This window comes from Microvirga sp. TS319, assembly GCF_041276405.1.
GTDB lineage: Bacteria > Pseudomonadota > Alphaproteobacteria > Rhizobiales > Beijerinckiaceae > Microvirga.
Map to the genome: position 1 here is coordinate 1372501 of NZ_JBGGGT010000001.1, position 15249 is coordinate 1387749.

The window sequence follows — 15249 nt, forward strand, 5'->3', positions numbered from 1 at the left end:
GACCGCCTCGTTGATGATTTCAGCCGGGAAACGGAAGCCGCGGTACGAGTTGGGAGTCATGCTCATGCCCGAGCCCCTGCCACAGACCTGAACTTTACCTAACCTGACAGTACCCGAGGATGGGGAGGTTCGCTGGTTGAAGGGCCTCTTACCAAGCAGCAGAGTGAAGTCGCCGTTTCCAGCGCTCCTGGCGCGGGAGTTGAGCAGCGGCCTCACGTCTGGTGTGCCGACGATGATCGGTCTGCGGTGATCTATTTACAGGCAGAGCTCCAACCCCTTGCGTTTCAGATGCTGCCTCTGGCTGGGACAAAGGCTCGGGCTCTATCACCGGATCGACTATCTTTGAGGCCTTCTTCCGGGGCTTCCGTGGCTTTGTCTTCGTGCTCTCGGGCTCTTGAACTTGATCCTCAGGAATAGGTGACGCGCCTTCTTCACCAGAAGGAGCGCCTGCCTGAGCCAGAACTTCCGGCATCACGGGAGTGTCTGTGGGTGCATCAATCGCGCCTTTAGAGGAAATCGTAGTCAGGTCGAACTCTATCTGCCTCTGCTGGAGCTTTGATCTTGAAGTGCCCTTGCGACGAATAGGCTCGACGACCTCCGAGTTGCTCCACACTGGCTCAAGGATGCTGGCCAGGATGCGTGGGGCAGCCGCTGGCTGAGCGATCGCTTGCGGCTCTTCTTTCTGGACGATCGTTGGGGCTTGAGCCGGCGTCAGCGCGAACAGACGCGTTGGTGCGAGTTGATGACGCTGTCCATGAGTGCGGGACTTCTTGATCTCAACAGAAAAAGGTTTTGGTTTTCGCTTCATCACAGATGCTGATTGTGAGCTTGAAAAATGATGACCTAAGGGCTTGCTTGTGCGAGTTCAAGGTCAAGGACTTATGTTGCTGTTCCTCCAAACTCTTGGAGAGTTCAGTTCAGAACCAATTCTGCATTTGCGTCCGTCTAAGCAGCACGCCGGGTGAACAGCCTGTGCAACAGGCCAGGCTTGTCCCTTCGCGTGCTGATCTCGGCCACCCCACTCTTCAGCCGGCGCGCGGCATCAAGATAGGCCCGAGCCGGTGCGCCGCCGGGGTGGCCCAAGGTCACCGGCGCTCCAACATTCGAGGAGCGCAGCACGTCCCCGCTCTCCGGGATGATTCCGAGCAGCGGAAGGGACAGGATCTCGAGCACGGTCTCCACCGTCGTGATCTCCCCGCGCCGGGCCCGAACGAGATCGTAACGGGTGAGGAGTAACTGCTTCTCGATGCGTTGTCCGTTCTCGGCTCGTGCGGTCTTCGCATCGAGCATGCCGATGATGCGGTCTGCATCGCGGATCGACGATACCTCCCGGTTCACGACGACCACGGCCACATCGGCATGCCGCATGGCCAGGGTCGCGCCTTTCTCGATGCCGGCCGGGCTGTCGCAGATGATCCATTCGAACAGCGCCCGCAGTTCGGCCATGATGCGGGCCACGCCGTCGTCGGTCAGGCTGTCCTTGTCGCGGCTCTGCGAGGCCGGCAGGAGCGCGAGCGTGTCGAGGCGCCTGTCGCGGGTGAGAGCCTGCGCGAGCTTGGCCTCGCCCTTGATGACGTTGATCAGGTCGAAGACCACCCGGCGCTCGGCCCCCATGACGAGATCCAGGTTGCGCAGCCCAACATCGAAGTCGACCAGAACAACCTTTTGGCCGCCCTGAGCCAGGGCCGCACCCAAGGCTGCCGTCGAGGTGGTCTTGCCGACGCCGCCCTTGCCGGAGGTCACCACCAGGACCCTGCCCTGCCTGGGTTTCGTCTTCGCCTTGGAGTGCTTTGGCCTTGGCTTCTTCATCGCTGGCATCTTTCAGGAGAGACCGTGAGGAGGCACGGCACCCACGCAAGCACAGACGGTTCAAGCAGCGGCAAAACGGAACGGAGCCGGAACGAACGCGAGCGGCAACAGCCATGCCCCCGATCAGCGAACCTATTCGGCGCCCAGAATGGTTACCAGACCGTTAAGATGGCTAATCCACTCCATCGAGGTGCGATGAAAACCCTTCTGATCGCGTATCATTCGATGACCGGAGGCACCCGTCAGATGGTAGAGGCTGCGGCCCGTGGCGCAGCTTCGGAGCCGACCGTTCGCGTGCGCCTGCTTCCGGCGCCGGATGCTCAGGCCGCCGACCTCCTCGAGGCGGACGGCTACATCTTTGGCACTCCCGAGAACTTGGCCGCCATGGCCGGACTGATGAAGGACTTCTTCGACCGGACCTACTATCCGGCGCTTGATCGTATCAGCGGGCGCCCCTACGCGACGCTGATCTGCGCCGGCGGCGACGGCCACAACGCCGCGCGTCAAGTGGAGCGCATCGCGACCGGGTGGCGGCTCAAAGCCATTGCGGATCCGCTGATCGTCTGTACCCACGCCCAGACACCGGAAGCGATCCTGGCCCCAAAGGTCATCGGTCCAGACGATTTGATGCGCTGCGAAGAGCTCGGGGCAGCTCTGGCGGCAGGAATGAGCATCGGGGTGTTCTAGGAAGCCTGGCGCAGGGGCCTATCGGAGCAGACATTCTCTGTTGCGAGGAGCCGGACCGGGCTGAACCGGGAGGAGGCAGCTGCTAGCCTTCAATGGGTGGCGTTGGAACCGCCTTCGAGTGCACCTCCCTTTTCCAGAACGATCTGCCCAAGGGCTGCGAGCGCATGCGCCATCACGTTGGACCGGTCGCTGTCGGGCGCGAGCAGGATTAGGTCGGCGAGACTCTCGACCATCATGGAGGCCATCTCGACCAGGTTGGTGTCGCCGCGTGCAAAGCGCTCCTGCACAAGCTGGTTGATCTCACAGTGCAAACAGTCGGACATTTCATTTCCCTCTTTGGCAGCGGATCAGATCTGGCCTGCGCGCGACGCCGCTTTAGCAAGGCTTTTAGGAGCTGTCTCGCCAAGATGCGGGTGCGAGCGAGCCGCTGTGACAAGGAGGAGACTACACCTTCGCGCTGTCAAAAGTACCACGAGCTATCGGCCATGCTGGGCCTGCAGAGCCCGGGCCAGCTCGCGAATGATGGCATCATCAATTCCAGGATCATCGATTTCCTCATCCGCCTTGGTGTCCGATCCAGGTACCGGCGTCTCTGACGGCGGAGAGGAGCCGGCCGCCCGGTTGTAACCGATCTGCAGCCGGCGCTGGATGTAGCTCGTCGACGCCTTCTTGTGCCGGAGCACAATTCCGACAGCCTGCTCGTAGATGTCCGACGCTCCCAAGCCCACATCGTCATCCTCTGCAGGAAGCTCCGGCGCTTCGAGGTCCTCGGCCTCCTCGTCATCCGCCGTCACGGCATCGAGGTAGACCGGCTCGCCCTGGCGCTTGAGGTGGTTGACCACCTTTTCCACTTCCTCGTCGGAGCAGAAGGGGCCGTGGACACGGGTGATGCGTCCGCCGCCGGCCATGTAGAGCATGTCGCCCTGGCCCAGGAGCTGTTCGGCGCCCATTTCCCCCAAGATCGTGCGGCTGTCGATCTTGGACGTGACCTGGAACGAGATGCGGGTCGGGAAGTTCGCCTTGATCGTGCCGGTGATCACGTCGACCGAGGGGCGCTGGGTCGCCAGGATCACGTGGATGCCGGCGGCGCGCGCCATCTGGGCCAGGCGCTGGATCGCGCCTTCGATCTCCTTGCCGGCCACCATCATCAGGTCGGCCATCTCGTCCACGATCACCACGATGTAGGGCAAGGGATCGAGATCCATCACCTCGTCCTCGTAGATCGCCTCGCCCGTCTCGCGGTCGAAGCCGGTCTGCACCGTGCGGGTGATGGTTTCTCCGCGCGCCTTGGCTTCGCTCACGCGGGCGTTGAAGCCGTCGATGTTGCGCACCCCGAGCTTCGACATCTTGCGATAGCGGTCCTCCATCTCGCGCACCGCCCAGCGCAAGGCGATGATCGCCTTCTTCGGGCGGTCACCACGGGGGTGAGCTACCGACGGCCTCCATGAGAGGACCCGTGTCAGGATCATCGTCGGTCGTAGCATTCGGCATGATCGGCGTGAAGGTGTTACCCAACCTGAACGGTTGAATGGAAACGGTACTTGCCTGCCAGGCAAAGCTCGCTGTCACCGGCGCAACCCAAGAGGCGTTCTGCAAACGCTGAGGCCCTCCTTCAGAGGTCATTGCGTCCTCGCGTAGGGATGCTGTCACGTCTGTCTCGACCGGGTGAAGAGCTTCTACTGGAGGCACCGGCTCGACAGCTTCCGCACCCGTTGTGGTCCTTGTTTCAAGAGCCATGCTTGGTTCGGTGCTTTCCTCTGGCTCACCTCCGAACTCCGCTTCGATCTGGGCAAGTTGGCGATGCACAACAGGAGCCGATTGGGGCTGTGGCGTCGACAGAAGCTGCCCAACCGAGGGTGATGCGGGGCGTTTTGAGGAAACCAAAGGGCGGCGCTCGGAAATAGATCTGGGGCGGGTCAAATGAGTTTCTTTCAATTCTGTTTCTTGTTGTGATGCCCGGCCCGGATGGTCTGGGATGCGGGTCAAAACGAGATTCCGGTCGACCACAAACGCCTTCCACCAGCCCGGTTCCGGCAGGCCTGCGGCCGCTCACGGCATCGTCTAGGAGAGATTGGTCGCGCCATAATCCTGACGATCCGGCGCAAGACGGCGGCGCGGCGGACAAAACGGGGGTTTCGAGATCGGTCGCATGATCTCTGGGCACCTGGATGCCGCGTGTTCGGCGCTGTTAAGGATCCCCAATGATTTAGGCACAACAGGTAAAAGGAGGGTTAGAGGCGAGACGTGGAGCTCAGGCTGAGGACGTGTCCCGAACGCCTTCAGATGTTCCAGCCTCTTCGAAGGAAGAGATCTGTCTTCAGCCGAGTGCAGCAGCATCAACGAAGCTTACTTGGGTCCTGTTGTCGAAATACGACACAGTCAGTGTTTCTGCTGTACTGACCTAGTGTTGACACTCCGTTCATGTCTAGTGCGCATCCTCAGCCGAGCACAAGGCTGCAGCAACACAGGACTTATGTCAGTCAGGGGTGCACCATGAGCGATACGCACGCAAGTCAACGAGGATCGGTAACCAAGCTCCAACCCGTCGCGGCTCCGCCCATTGATGAGAATACGGCTTCCGTGATCGACCTGTTGCAGGAACATCTGCGGCTCGCCCGCGAGGGAAAGCTGCGCTCGCTTGCCGTGGTGTCCGTGTCCGCCGATGGCTCGGCGATTGGAACCCAGTGGTCGTGCGATCCTTGTGATATGGCATCCTTGCAAAGGCCAACGTGGCGCACTGGTGTCCGAGGCGAACCCTTCGTGACGGCCATTCAAGATTGAGGCCGGAAACTACACCGTCGCGTCCCACGAGGACGCTTGCGCCCTGGCACTGCGAGCCTACGCAGAACCAGCGTGTCGCAGGTCCTGATGCAGCAGGCTATAGTACAGCAAGTTGGTCGCGCCCTGCGACGTTAGGACCTCGGAGAGCGAGCATTCTTCGTCGGAGGCTTTCAGTATCGCATGAGCGACAGGCCCACCAACCTCCCAGCGACCCACAAAACATCGACGATATTCCCCATGAAGCCGGAAGACAGGTACGTTGTCATCGACGTCGAGACAGCGCAATCGTATGATCATATCATCGAAATCGCCGCTGTTGAGGTCATCGGCAGGACGATCTCGCCTCGCACGTTTGTCCGACGGGTCAAACCCCGGTCAGCCATGAGCCCTTTCTGCTACGCAGTGCATCGCATTTCGTTGGCCGACCTGGAGGAGGAGCCGTACTTCGAGCATGTTGTTCACGACCTGATTGACTTCGTGGGCAACGACACCATCATCGCTCACAATTACGCTTACGAGTACAATACGCTCAAACGAGAGTTCGAGCGTGCAGACCAGCCGACCTATGCAAGAGACCGCTTCGTGTGCACCATGGCTCTGGCGAAGCGATCCGGTCTTCCTGGCAAACTCCGTCAGGCCTGTGCACAAGTTGGCATCGGCATTGCTCACTTGCGGGCCGAGCACGATGCCTTGAACGATGCACTGCTGGCTGCTCATCTGTTTCTGGAGCTTAGCCCGATCGAACAATGAAACCGGTCCCGCCGTCGCGCGAGCCTTGATTTCGCGCTGATCGGCGATCGATGGACTGCCTTACAAGGGACGTCACGCCGGTGCATGACGGCCATGAGGCTTCCAATCATTGCCATATGTTGCGAACGAGAGCCGCCGATGGCGCGCTCACAGGTCCGTATAGCCCTTGTGCTGCTGGGCTGTCGCCCAGGTCTCCAGCGCCTGAGCGGCTTGGGTCTCATCGGAGAAGATCTCGACCCGCTCCCAGCCTCTGGATCCGACCGGCCCCAGTTGCGGACCAGCCGGATCGTGCCGAACAGATCACGCTCGATCATCAGGCTGAAGAACCGCGCCCTGCCCTGCTCCGAGGCACGCCGGTAGAGCACCCGGTGGTGCCGGATGGGCGAGCGGGCATCGGGCATTTCCCAGCGGTCCTTACGCGGGTTTGCCTTTCGGGTGTGTCCGCTCCATGTCGCGCATCATGGCGTCCTCGATCTCGTCGAGGTTGACTCCGACGGATTCACCGCGGGTCTGCGCCTCGGGCCGAGTGACGGTCCTCTGCGCTGGGGCGGAGAAGCGGCTGTCCAGCGTATCGACCAGGCTGTTGAGCGCGGCATCGGACAGCGAGATCTCCGGAGCCACATCGAGCCCTCCCAGGGCCATGGACCGATGAGTATAGCGAAGATCTCCCGTCACCTCAGGGCCAAACCACTCGGGAGGACCACCCCCCACGCCTCCTCTGCGGTGTCAAACGCCAGGGTGACGAGGTGCAGGACACAGGGGCGGAGGATTTTGTCGACCAGGGCCGGATTGTCGCCGAGCGGCAGGACGGTCCGGCTGTAGTCGACTGCGCCGGCGCAGGCCCCGAGCAGTGCCTCGGCCTGGGCCCGCGGGATGTCGGCCTCGTCCTCGACCTCGCCGTGAGAGCCGGCCGCGGTGAGGATCAGCACGCCTCTGTCCTCCTCGAGGCGGACCCAGGCGGACCGCTCCCGCTGTTGGGGAAAGAAGCCTTCGATGTAGCGCAGCCCACCCCGCTCGCGCCGGATCAGGCGGGCGAAGGACGGGGGAAGGACAGGGGAAGGAGAAAGTGGCGAACAGTCATGAAACCAAAGAACTGAAAGGGATTGCGGACGCCTGCTCTTGGTACAGGGTGGGCGACGAGCGAGGCAACCCTGAAACCTGCAATATGGTCTCTGCTCAGCGCTAAGCCCGAGACTTCCCACGCCGGCCTTCGTGCCTTATCAAGCGACGCTAGAACGCTTCGTGCGCAAGGCTGTTAGGACCGGTGTCGGCGCGCCGAGCGCATGATCGAGGATCGCGCCTGCTATGATTGCGGCCTTGGCGAGTTGATCGCCCGTGACGAGATCGCGCTTGTCCTTCGGCGTCAGGAGAAAACGCAGGGCTGATTGCGGCCGGTTGAAGCCAGCCAACAGGCGAAAGGCCGGAATGCCATCGGCGGCGAAATTGGCGTGGTCGGAGTTTTCCTTGAAGGGCTCGAACATGTCGAGGGACAGATCAGTGTCGCGCAAGGCTTCCCTCAAGAAGGCTGGAAGCGCCACGAAATCGGATGTCAACGCGGTGAAATGATCGTCCCCGGCGACAGCATCGAGGTTAATGTTAAGAACGATCCTTTGGCGCTCCGCCTCGCTCAAACCGTCGAGCCAGCGGCGCGAGCCACCGAGGTTCCACTCCTCCGCTGAGAAGAGGCAGATTTTGACCGTGCGTCGCAGCGGCGCCGGCTGCGACGCCACCGCCCGCGCGAGGGCGATCGCCACGGCAAGGCCGCTGGCATTGTCGATAGCGCTTTCCCCCAGCGGATGTCCGTCCACATGAGCGCTGACAACGATGGTCTCACCGCTCTCGCCGGGGAAGGTGGCGACGATCGTTGCGAGAAGCGCAGTCACATCGCGCCCGACGCAGACGATCCTCGCGCTGACGGCGCTTCCTCCGGAGTCCGTGAGGCGCACCGCCGCCTCTGCGCTGAGCCCCAGCGCCGGAATGCCACCCTTGCCGGTGCGGCCGTTCGACCCGGAAATCGGTCCGACGCCGGCTTCGGGAAACGCGATGAGGAAAGCCGCGGCACCGCTCTCTTCGGCGAGGCGCACTTTCACGTCCCGATGCATGTGATCGTGCATGAACGGGTATTCGTGCCGCACTAGCGCGATACGGCCGGCGAGTCTGTGTCGCTCGCGCGCGAAATCCTCAGGTCGGCCGAGACCGAGATCCACGACCTCGGCGGTCAGCCCCTCGAGCGCGGTCGAAGCCGTGCCGAGGAGCGGCGTCGCGGGGAGGACCTCGCCGCTATCCGCGTGAGTGAGGCTGACCCTCACCGCCTCCCACACGGGAAAGGCGTCCTCACTCACAGTCACGTGGCTGCCGGAGATTGCCCTAAGCCGGTCTGCAGACCAGCGGGCGGCCTCGCGCTCACCAGCGGTGCCTGCGAGGCGCCCGCCAAAACTGCAGAGGGTGTGAAAATCGGCGAGAAGTGCGTGATCAGCGCCCAGAGTGCGCAGGATGGCTGGGAGATCGTTCGCCGAGCGATAAACTGTCATGGGACTTGCTTAAATCTGTGGTGCGAACTTGGACAGGCGCCGGGCGGTGCCTGTCCGATGGACGATCGAGGCGGGATCAATTCTTGGGCGAGACGTCGGTATTGAACCACTTCTCGCTTAGTTTCCGCACCGTTCCGTCGGCGATGGCTGCTTGAATGGCACTGTCGAACAAATCACGCAGATCCATGTCAGCGTGCCTGACACCGACGGCGACACCGTCGCCAAGAAGGCCGCCGACGAAGGATGGGCCGGCCTGCACGAGATCAGCCATTTCGGGCTTGGCGAGGCTGGCATTCATGGCGATGACCGTCTCGAAAACCAGATCAATGCGGCCGGCCGCGAGATCAAGATCGTGCTGATCGGTGGTCTTGTACTCGCGGATGTCGACGAGGCCCCTGAAGTACTTTTCCGCGAAGGCCGAATTGGTGCTCGAGGTCTGAACCCCGACGGTCTTGCCCTTCAGCAGCGCCTTCATCTCCTCGATGGCAGCCGTCGCTTTCTCTTCGTTGGCGGAGATATCGAGCAAGGTATTCGCATGGGGCAGCTTGGCGAGGGGCGACGTCTTCACAACGGCAAAGCCGTTTGGCGGCTTGGCGTAGGGCCGCGAGAATCCAATCGCCTTGAGCCGTTCGGAGGTTTTGCTCATGCCAGCCATGATGGCGTCGTACTTCTTGGCCTGGAGAGCCGGGATGATTCCGTCCCAATCCTGCGCCACGATCTCGCACTCGACCTTCATGCGGGCACACAGATCGTTAGCCAGATCAATCTCGAAGCCGTCGAGCTTGCCTCCGGGCCGGGTGAAGTTCCATGGCTCGTAGGCGCCCTCCGTCGCGATTTTCACTTTCGTCCACTTCGTCTGCGCCTCGACAGCCGGAGCGATCATAAGGGCCGCGCATGCAGCTAGCCACAGGGTGGTCTTCTTGGACATCGTCGTCTCCGTGTCAGGTAATCAGGTTTCGTTCTTGTCGTCAGCGTCAGCGTCAGCCGTCGCCGGCCTCTTCGTAAGTGCGTAAGGACTCCTCGAGCGTGGCAAGGAAGGCCGCCGCCACCTGCGATGCTGGCCGCTGCGGTTGAAAAATCAGGAATTCGTAGAAGAGCGCGGGTGCGAAGGGCCTGACGGCCAGGCCGCGGCTCTCGAAGAGCGATGCAGTGATGGGGTCAAAGATGGCAGCGCCGAGGCCCCGCAGGACGAGTTCACCTTCAGTGGCGCTCATGTCCACTTCGGCCGCAACCGTCCATTCACTTTCGGCCTCATCGAAGAGCCGCCGCAGGGAATGGTGGAACGGGCGATCCTGCGCTGGGACGATCAGCGGATGCCCCGAAAGATCCCGAGGCGTGATGACAGATTTTTGGGCGAGGGGATGGCCAGGCGGCAGCGCGCAGACGGATGACAGCCGATGCCGGCTCATGTTGAGGAAGCGCCTGTCGAGCGGCGGCTCGGCCAGACCGATGTCGAAGGCCTGCGCCAGCGCCATCTCGTTCAGGCGCGGCGAGTTGGCAGTCTGCAAGCGGACATGGACATCGGGGTGAGCCAGCCGGAACGCGGCGATGACCGGCGGCAGAATCGCGGTCGCGCCCAAGGGATGACTGATGAGATGGAGTGCTCCGGCCCGGTTATGCTGAATCTCCTCAGCGAGATCAGCGAGCCGCGCCAAACCCGAGAGTGCACTCCGGGTCGCCTCGTAGAACCGGATTCCCTCCGGCGTCGGGCGTGAGCGTCCCTTGGCATGCTCGAACAGCGGAAAACCCACGCGCCGCTCCAGGCGCTGGATCGCGTTGGTCACAGCAGGTTGCGAAATGCCGAGACGCTCAGCCGCACGCGTGACTGCTCCAAGCTCGATTACGAGCCGAAAAGCCTCCAGATGACCGCTCTCAAAGTTATAACTCATTGAATGATAACCCATCATCCAGTAAATAAAGGGCTATTTTTTCAGTTAAGGCAACCGAAAAGAAAGTTATAACTCAAGCTCGTTGGATTGATCCCTGTTTTTTGAACGGCTCCAAACTCGGGGATCAGATGAGGGTTTCCACCATTAGGGGGCAGCACAAGATCTGTTCCTGATTATACGCTAAGCTAGAACGAACAAAGAACCTTCATTTTCGTCCGGTCAGATCATGCGGCGCGGGCCATGGCCTTCGGCAGTCGCAAGGGGACCTATGGCGGAAACTGGGTGATGACGGTGTGAGAAGGGCGGCGTATCGAGGCGGGTGTCGAGCCTGCCAGAACCTCTTCGAGAGAGCGAGACGCCATGAACGAGACTACCAATGTTTTCCGCTTTCGTCAGCCCGATACGATTGACGATCCTCTGACGGATATTCTTCGAGCTGGTGCTCGCAAGTTACTGGCCCAAGCCATTGAGATCGAGGCTGAGGCCTATCTTGCCAGCATGCGCGACTTGAGGCTGCCGGATCTTTCCCGGCACCCATCATCAGCGCTGCTGGCTGCACAAGACCGCCAATGTGCTCAACAAAGTGCCGAAGTCGGTGCAGCCCGGCATGAAGGCGGCCCTGCGCGAGATCTACCTCGCCCCGACCCGCGCCCAAGCCGAAGTCGCTGTTGATCTGTTTGAGGGCGCGTATGGGGCGCGCTATCCCAAGGCGGCGGAGTGCGTGCGCAAGGACCAGCGGGCGCTGATGGCCTTCTATGATTGGCCCGCTGAGCATTGGATCCATCTGCGGACGACAAATCCCATTGAAAGTGGGTTCGCGACGGTGCGGCATCGGACCGTGCGCACCAAGGGCTCGTTGTCGCCAACCACCGCCCGGCTGATGGTGTTCAAGCTGGTGATGGCAGCCGCGAAAAACTGGCGTCGGCTGATGGGCGAAAACCAGTTGCCGAAGGTCATCGCGGGTGTCAGGTTTAAGGACGGCAGTGAGGTCATTCCGATGCCGACAAACAGCGCCGCCTGACCGGCCCTGTCACCTAAAATCCGTCATAGCTCTCCTCCTTCGGCTCAATAGCCATACTTCAGGGAGGATCACTTTTCAGGAGGCAGACCACTGCGCTTGAGGCGGCGGGCATAGTCCGGTCCAAACTTCAGAGCCCAGCGGCGGACGGTCTCATAGGAGACCGCAGTACCGCGTGCGAGCAGCATCTCTTCGATCAACCGCAGGCTCAGAGGAAACCTGAAGTACAACCAGACCGCATCGGCGATGATCTCAGGTGGAAAACGATGGCGCTTGTAGCTGACGGGCTTGGTCATGGCAGTCGATCTACACGGCCCGCCGTCAGGACCGAGTTAACCTGACAACACCGCCTCGCCATGGGCAGAGCGGCCTAGCGGACCATTGGGATCAAGGCGGCATCAGGAAAGCAGGTCTCCTCACGTTGATTTCGCGCTTGCCAGTGGCCGAAGGCAGTGCGGGTTGCAAAACCCACCAGACCATCGACTTTTCCGACATCATGACCCTGGGCCTTCAGGCGCCTCTGCATCGTCCAAATATCGCCTCGCTTCATAGGACCTATTGGCCTCCACGCTGTCAGAAAGCTGGCGCCGCCACGCAGCCGGTCGGCCAGATGGCCGATGAACAGCGCATAGAGATCGGACTCGTTGTACTGCTTGAGCACATAGAAATTCTCCGACACCAGAAAAGCCGGTCCCAGGCGTCCGGCTGGCATCAGCAAGAACGCGGCTGCATCGCTGTTCTCGTCTGACAGGGACGTGTGATCGGCACGCGTGAGCCCAAGCTGGGACCACTCCTTCAGCGGCTTGCCCTGCAAGGGCCCTTCCAGGGTGCAGGAGACGCTTGCCGGAACATGGACCTCGATCCCCCAGCCCCACGCTCGCTTCCAGCCATGTTCGCGTAGATAGTTCGCAATGGAACCGAGGCTGTCGGGCACCGAGCGCCAGATGTCACGTCGACCGTCCCCATCCGCATCAACAGCGTAGCGCAAGAACCTCGATGGCAGAAGCTGCGGCTGCCCCATGGCCCCTGCCCACGAGGACAGCAAGGTCTCCTCTGGCCAGTGATTCTGCTCGAGGATCAGCAGCGCCGCCAGGAGCTCTGGGTAGTAGAGAGCGCGCTGTCGGCCCATGAAGGCCTGCGTGGCCAGAGCCCTCATGGCATGGTGCTTGGGCCTGACGCGGCCGAAATGCGTCTCGCGGCCCCAGATCGCGACAAGGATTTCGCGCGGTACGCCATAGCGCTGCTCCAGTTCGTCGAGAATGGCGGCCCACTTGTCCAGAAGGGTTCGCCCGGCTCTCGCGAGCAAGGTGAGTTGGTCTTCCGAGAAGTAGCGGCCGGGGCTCTGGAACTCGGCTTGCCGCTGATCATCAGGCAGGGGCTCTTGGCCGGGAGGCAGCAGTTCTGGCAAACTCCAGTCGAGCGTGAGGGTCGCAACGGCACGGTCGAACGTCTCGCGCGACACGCCCTGCTTTTGCGCAACGGGCCAGACAGTAACCGCCAGCCACTCGCGGAACTGAGCCTGAGCCTGTTGCCGTGTGTCTGATTGCTGCGCCTGCGCAGGCGAGCGCTCTGCGGCAGCAAGGGCGCAGAGAAGGATCATGACCAAGGCTGCAAGCATGCGGCACAGGTAACGGGCGAGCATCACGAGCGTCCTTGTGCATCGTGCGAAAAGTGGATCCGGTTTTCACTGACGTGGCCCTTCGGGTGCGCACCCAACGATGCGATCTTCCAGAGAGTGAAGCGTGGCATGATCTCGAGGAAACTACATCGGGTCGACGTCTGGAGGGCCTTATGTCCTTTTCTCCTTGAGGGGCATCTCTCGAACTGATGGAGTTCCTAGCCTGTTCACGGCCTGCGAAAGAGAGGAGAGCCAATCAACAATCTTGCCCCGCTCAAGACCTCTCTTGGAGCGGGCGCTCGCGAGGCGCTGCTCTTCAAGCCTCTGTTGGCGCTCGGCCGATTCATTTACAGCAGCGGCAACACGCCCGAAGTAGGCAGCGGGAGCGCCCGCACCGGCAAGAGCAGGGCCGGTTTCACCGCGGCGGCGCCCCATCCAGACGCCAAGCACTCGCTGCTCGCTCCAGCCGATAAACCAAGCATCGGTGTTCCCGGTTGAGGTGCCGGTCTTGCCATAGGCGGGCCAGTGCCTCAACCGCGCCGCGCGTCCGGTCCCATTCTGGACGACTTCACGTAGAACCGACCGTGTTAGCTCGACACACTTCTCCGGGATAATCCTCTCTCGCATAGGAGTGAGAAAGTCGGCCCGGACTTGGCCCCGGCCATCAACCACCGCCAGCACGCCAGATGGGTCGACACGGAAGCCGCCATTGGCCACCGCCGTATAGGCTGCCGTCATGGCCATGACATTGCTCGAGGAGGAGCCGAGGATAAATCCTGCATCAGCCGCAGGACCGGGATCGATACCGATGCGCCGGCTGACGTCGGCTACAGTGTCAATTCCGATCTCTTGTGTCAGTCGCACGGCCGCCGCATTGCGCGATGAAGCAATGGCTTCCTTCAGCGTCGTCTGCCCTCGATAGCCGAGTGCGCCGTTCGACGGCCAGGTCGCTGTAAGCGGCTGGTCTAAGACCCGGCTCTCCGGTGTCTTGCCGGCCACACAGGCGGCTACTAGAAGCGCCAGCTTGGCTGTCGAGCCGACCTGAACATTGGCTTTCAGCGCGTTGTTGAACTGGCGCTGAGACCAGTCAATCGAGCCGATCATCGCCTGCACCCGTCCATTCGGTGCCATCATCACCGCGCCCGCATCATATGCAGGCGGAACGGCGCCTTCCTTGACCATCGTACTGAGATGCTGCTCGGCCAAGTGCTGGATCCGCGGGTTCAAGGTGACGAAGAACCGGATCGTCTCGCCCGGCTGAACGTACCTCTCGCCCCAGGTCTCGACCACCCATTCCGTAAACGCCTGCGGCTGGATCTTGAACTCCGGCAACATGCCGGGGCGGATCCCGGCCGCTTCGGCCTGACGGCGCTCCTTGTCTGTGATCAGGCCCTGCTCGGCCATGAGCTTCAACACGAGAAGCGCTCGTTCATGTGCCCGCTCCCGGGTCGTTTCGCGGAGCGGGTTGAGCCGCGCCGGCGCTTTGACCATTCCGGCCAGCAGAGCGGCCTCGTAGAGGGTCAGATCCTTGGGCTCCTTGCGGAAGTAGTGACGGCTCGCCCGGTACAGCCCGACGATATCGCGTCCGCCGAACTCGACCTGGTTGAGATAGGCGGCCAGAAGCTGCTCCTTCCCGACCGCTTCATCAAAGGGGCCTGCATACCAAACCTCGGCACCTTTGCGCTCGATACGCGTCAGGACGTCACTGGCGCGCAGATCGTGAAACACCAGGTTCTTGAGGAGCTGCATCGGGATCGTGCTGCCGCCACGAGTCAGGCCGCCTTTGAGCACGGACAGAAGCGAGACGACATCAACCCCGCCGTGGTCGAAGTAGCGCCTATCTTCGACGGCCACAATCGCCTGCTTCATCACCTTCGGGATCTCTGAGGGGGTGAGAACGACCGGGCAGCGGCAGTAGGCGTCCCATCCGGTATTGGTGCGGGTGACCATCACTTGTGGTGAGGCCACCAAGAGGCGGAGGGACCGCGGCTGGAGATCCCAGAAGTGCACCGGCTCTACGGCTTGTGCGGCGGGTTCAGGGGAGAGGCTGGCAAGCAGGAGTGCAGTGGCGAATGCCAGAGCGCGGGTCATTGGAGGCCCTATGACGCGCCGACCGATTCGGCGCCCAAGTCTTCAACAAACACGAAGACTATGGCTGAAACCGGT

At 61.8% G+C, this 15249-nt stretch carries 13 protein-coding genes and 3 pseudogenes; 4 read left to right on the forward strand and 12 right to left on the reverse strand.

What is annotated here, in order from left to right; genetic code table 11:
* Positions 1–148 precede the first annotated feature (148 nt).
* Both AB8841_RS06260 and minD read right to left on the reverse strand, forming a co-directional pair.
* Complete coding sequence (locus AB8841_RS06260; protein ID WP_370434958.1) at positions 149–808, reverse strand: hypothetical protein; 660 nt, start codon at positions 806–808, stop codon at positions 149–151.
* Positions 809–945: 137 nt separating this feature from the next.
* Positions 946–1809, reverse strand: a complete 864-nt coding sequence (minD, locus tag AB8841_RS06265; RefSeq protein WP_370434959.1) for a septum site-determining protein MinD — start codon at positions 1807–1809, stop codon at positions 946–948.
* A 195-nt stretch (positions 1810–2004) separates the two neighbouring features.
* On the opposite strand from minD, the gene AB8841_RS06270 reads away from it, so the two are divergent.
* Positions 2005–2496 (forward strand): flavodoxin family protein, encoded by a 492-nt coding sequence (locus AB8841_RS06270; RefSeq protein WP_370434960.1) that lies wholly within the window; start codon positions 2005–2007, stop codon positions 2494–2496.
* 89 nt (positions 2497–2585) lie between these two features.
* On the opposite strand, the gene AB8841_RS06275 is transcribed toward AB8841_RS06270, so the two are convergent.
* Both AB8841_RS06275 and AB8841_RS06280 read right to left on the reverse strand, forming a co-directional pair.
* Positions 2586–2819 carry a hypothetical protein gene (locus AB8841_RS06275; protein WP_370434961.1) on the reverse strand — a complete coding sequence of 78 codons (234 nt, stop codon included), beginning with the start codon at positions 2817–2819 and terminating at the stop codon, positions 2586–2588.
* A gap of 264 nt (positions 2820–3083) precedes the next feature.
* Positions 3084–3986: pseudogene (locus tag AB8841_RS06280) on the reverse strand (FtsK/SpoIIIE domain-containing protein); the annotation flags it as partial.
* A 1003-nt stretch (positions 3987–4989) separates the two neighbouring features.
* On the opposite strand from AB8841_RS06280, the gene AB8841_RS06285 reads away from it, so the two are divergent.
* The gene (locus AB8841_RS06285; protein WP_370434962.1) at positions 4990–5277 is read left to right on the forward strand and encodes a hypothetical protein; all 288 of its coding nucleotides are present in this window, start codon (positions 4990–4992) and stop codon (positions 5275–5277) included.
* Positions 5278–5514: 237 nt separating this feature from the next.
* Complete coding sequence (locus tag AB8841_RS06290) at positions 5515–6027, forward strand: exonuclease domain-containing protein (protein ID WP_370434963.1); 513 nt, start codon at positions 5515–5517, stop codon at positions 6025–6027.
* A gap of 414 nt (positions 6028–6441) precedes the next feature.
* Here the strand turns inward: AB8841_RS06290 and AB8841_RS06295 are convergent, their stop codons facing one another.
* The 5 genes from AB8841_RS06295 to AB8841_RS06315 all read right to left on the reverse strand — a co-directional run bounded on the left by AB8841_RS06295 (position 6442) and on the right by AB8841_RS06315 (position 10447).
* Complete coding sequence (locus tag AB8841_RS06295; protein ID WP_370434964.1) at positions 6442–6702, reverse strand: hypothetical protein; 261 nt, start codon at positions 6700–6702, stop codon at positions 6442–6444.
* Positions 6699–6956: a hypothetical protein gene (locus tag AB8841_RS06300; protein WP_370434965.1), complete on the reverse strand. Its 258-nt coding sequence runs from the start codon at positions 6954–6956 to the stop codon at positions 6699–6701. Before AB8841_RS06300 ends, AB8841_RS06295 begins: the two co-directional genes overlap by 4 nt.
* A gap of 291 nt (positions 6957–7247) precedes the next feature.
* Complete coding sequence (locus AB8841_RS06305) at positions 7248–8558, reverse strand: M28 family peptidase (RefSeq protein WP_370434966.1); 1311 nt, start codon at positions 8556–8558, stop codon at positions 7248–7250.
* A gap of 76 nt (positions 8559–8634) precedes the next feature.
* A complete protein-coding gene (locus tag AB8841_RS06310; RefSeq protein WP_370434967.1) occupies positions 8635–9486 on the reverse strand; it encodes a transporter substrate-binding domain-containing protein in 852 nt (283 codons plus the stop codon).
* Positions 9487–9538: 52 nt separating this feature from the next.
* Positions 9539–10447, reverse strand: a complete 909-nt coding sequence (locus AB8841_RS06315) for a LysR substrate-binding domain-containing protein (protein ID WP_370434968.1) — start codon at positions 10445–10447, stop codon at positions 9539–9541.
* 520 nt (positions 10448–10967) lie between these two features.
* Between AB8841_RS06315 and AB8841_RS06320 the strand changes: the two are divergent.
* Positions 10968–11468, forward strand: a pseudogene (locus AB8841_RS06320) (transposase); the annotation flags it as partial.
* A gap of 92 nt (positions 11469–11560) precedes the next feature.
* On the opposite strand, the pseudogene AB8841_RS06325 reads toward AB8841_RS06320, so the two are convergent.
* From AB8841_RS06325 to AB8841_RS06335, 3 genes and pseudogenes are all read right to left on the reverse strand, one after another.
* A pseudogene (locus AB8841_RS06325) lies at positions 11561–11761 on the reverse strand (IS6 family transposase); the annotation flags it as partial.
* A 74-nt stretch (positions 11762–11835) separates the two neighbouring features.
* On the reverse strand, positions 11836–13107 hold the full coding sequence (locus AB8841_RS06330) for a lytic murein transglycosylase (protein WP_370434969.1): 1272 nt from the start codon (positions 13105–13107) through the stop codon (positions 11836–11838).
* Between the two features lie 147 nt (positions 13108–13254).
* Entirely contained in the window at positions 13255–15174 is a 1920-nt protein-coding gene (locus tag AB8841_RS06335; RefSeq protein ID WP_370434970.1) for a transglycosylase domain-containing protein, read from the reverse strand.
* Between the last annotated feature and the right edge of the window lie 75 nt (positions 15175–15249).

What these genes read in the sequence shown, in the direction of transcription:
- AB8841_RS06260 (WP_370434958.1), bottom strand. Translation starts at nt 808, where the DNA reads ATGAAGCGAAAACCAAAACCTTTTTCTGTTGAGATCAAGAAGTCCCGC.
- minD (WP_370434959.1), bottom strand. Translation starts at nt 1,809, where the DNA reads ATGAAGAAGCCAAGGCCAAAGCACTCCAAGGCGAAGACGAAACCCAGG.
- AB8841_RS06270 (WP_370434960.1), top strand. Translation starts at nt 2,005, where the DNA reads ATGAAAACCCTTCTGATCGCGTATCATTCGATGACCGGAGGCACCCGT.
- AB8841_RS06275 (WP_370434961.1), bottom strand. Translation starts at nt 2,819, where the DNA reads ATGTCCGACTGTTTGCACTGTGAGATCAACCAGCTTGTGCAGGAGCGC.
- AB8841_RS06285 (WP_370434962.1), top strand. Translation starts at nt 4,990, where the DNA reads ATGAGCGATACGCACGCAAGTCAACGAGGATCGGTAACCAAGCTCCAA.
- AB8841_RS06290 (WP_370434963.1), top strand. Translation starts at nt 5,515, where the DNA reads ATGAAGCCGGAAGACAGGTACGTTGTCATCGACGTCGAGACAGCGCAA.
- AB8841_RS06305 (WP_370434966.1), bottom strand. Translation starts at nt 8,558, where the DNA reads ATGACAGTTTATCGCTCGGCGAACGATCTCCCAGCCATCCTGCGCACT.
- AB8841_RS06310 (WP_370434967.1), bottom strand. Translation starts at nt 9,486, where the DNA reads ATGTCCAAGAAGACCACCCTGTGGCTAGCTGCATGCGCGGCCCTTATG.
- AB8841_RS06315 (WP_370434968.1), bottom strand. Translation starts at nt 10,447, where the DNA reads ATGAGTTATAACTTTGAGAGCGGTCATCTGGAGGCTTTTCGGCTCGTA.
- AB8841_RS06330 (WP_370434969.1), bottom strand. Translation starts at nt 13,107, where the DNA reads ATGCTCGCCCGTTACCTGTGCCGCATGCTTGCAGCCTTGGTCATGATC.
- AB8841_RS06335 (WP_370434970.1), bottom strand. Translation starts at nt 15,174, where the DNA reads ATGACCCGCGCTCTGGCATTCGCCACTGCACTCCTGCTTGCCAGCCTC.